1 protein-coding gene and 1 pseudogene are annotated in these 1,267 nt (G+C 59.7%); both read right to left on the reverse strand.

Annotated elements, in window-relative coordinates; genetic code table 11:
- Positions 1–229: 229 nt before the first annotated feature.
- Positions 230–931: a cyclodeaminase/cyclohydrolase family protein gene (locus IWX65_RS17595; protein WP_442859219.1), complete on the reverse strand. Its 702-nt coding sequence runs from the start codon at positions 929–931 to the stop codon at positions 230–232.
- A gap of 168 nt (positions 932–1,099) precedes the next feature.
- Positions 1,100–1,267 (reverse strand): annotated as a pseudogene (locus tag IWX65_RS17600) (D-glycerate dehydrogenase); the annotation flags it as partial.

Below are 1,267 nucleotides of genomic sequence, written 5' to 3' on the forward strand. Positions count from 1 at the left end.
CCACGGCATCAGCCTTGAATTCATTGGTATAACTTGGTCGAGCAGACATGAGAACAATCCTTTCAAAAACTGTCTCACATCAGTAGTACACCTCAGTTCTAACGGCATACCGCTGGAGGACACGGTCGACCCCCACCAATTCGAGGCCCGCGGAGGAGCTTGAAGCAGTCACGCTCTACAGGAGTGGTTCTGCGATCACCGCGTGACGGACAGGAGCCGGGAGGCCGGGTTACCCCTTGTCCGTCGGTGCTGCTCGGTCGTCTACTGCGACGGTCAAGGTATCGATGTGTCTTATGGCGGCGTTGAAGCGCTCGACCGAGCCCCAGAGCATCGGATCAGCTTCAGCAACCTGCTCCAGGGACTGTCCAGCTGACGTGAGTGATGCCAGATCGAAGCTTACGTTTGTGCGTGCTCCGGAAATCGCACCGCGCAGTGCGCCGCATGCTACGACGACGTCGGCAATCAGCGCGGGGTTGCCTTGGTGGGCCAGCCAGAACAGGTCCTCGATTGCACCCATGGCCTTCTCACCGAGTGCTGCGGAAGTTTTTGCAGCTTCTATGGATGCGGCACGTATGGCTTCGTCCCGGCGTTCTCCCGGGTCGAGACGGAATGCTGCTCCAAAGGCGCTGGAAGCGGCTGAGTCCTCGTCAGCTAGCTTCAGTGCGGTTTCGCGGAGCGACTGCGCGCGATCAATCAGGGCATCGATTTCATCCTGTTGCCCACCATCGGACTCGGTGTAGCCGGCCACCATGGACATCAGGGATGCAGCAAGGGCAAGCATCACCCCAGCTCCTGCTCCTCCACCAGGTGAACCCGTTGACTCTGCCAGAGCCTCCGTCCATTGTCCAAGAGTTGAATCGTGGGTGTTCATAGCGCTGCACCCTGAGCCACCGGTACGTGCCCTACCGAGCTCAAACATTTCCACCAGCATCGCATGGGCCTGTCCTTTCCCTCTCCAACCGCACATCGGTCGTGAATTTCAACCATAATCTCCGGAAGGCGCTGTTCGGTGTATCCGAAGGACCAGGAACCGCGACCAGCGTTCTGCCGCGTCGCCAGGGTCGGAGTTGCGACACCGCCGGCAATTGCCCCTTTGCCTCTAATTGATCGGCGCAGGTGGTCGTTCATCGCTGAGCACTGCGAGGGCGTTGTCTGCTGCGAGCATTGCCATCGCGGTGCGCGTTTCGATGGTAGCGGAGCCGAGGTGGGGTACGAGCACCACGTTCTCGAGCTCGAGCAGTCCGGGGTGCACATTGGGTTCGTTTTC

It is taken from the genome of Arthrobacter sp. CAN_A214, assembly GCF_015751955.1.
Classification (GTDB): Bacteria; Actinomycetota; Actinomycetes; order Actinomycetales; family Micrococcaceae; genus Arthrobacter_D.

Bases quoted from the DNA above. Each gene is read 5' to 3' on its own strand.
- IWX65_RS17595 (WP_442859219.1), bottom strand. From the start codon at position 931: ATGCTGGTGGAAATGTTTGAGCTCGGTAGGGCACGTACCGGTGGCTCA.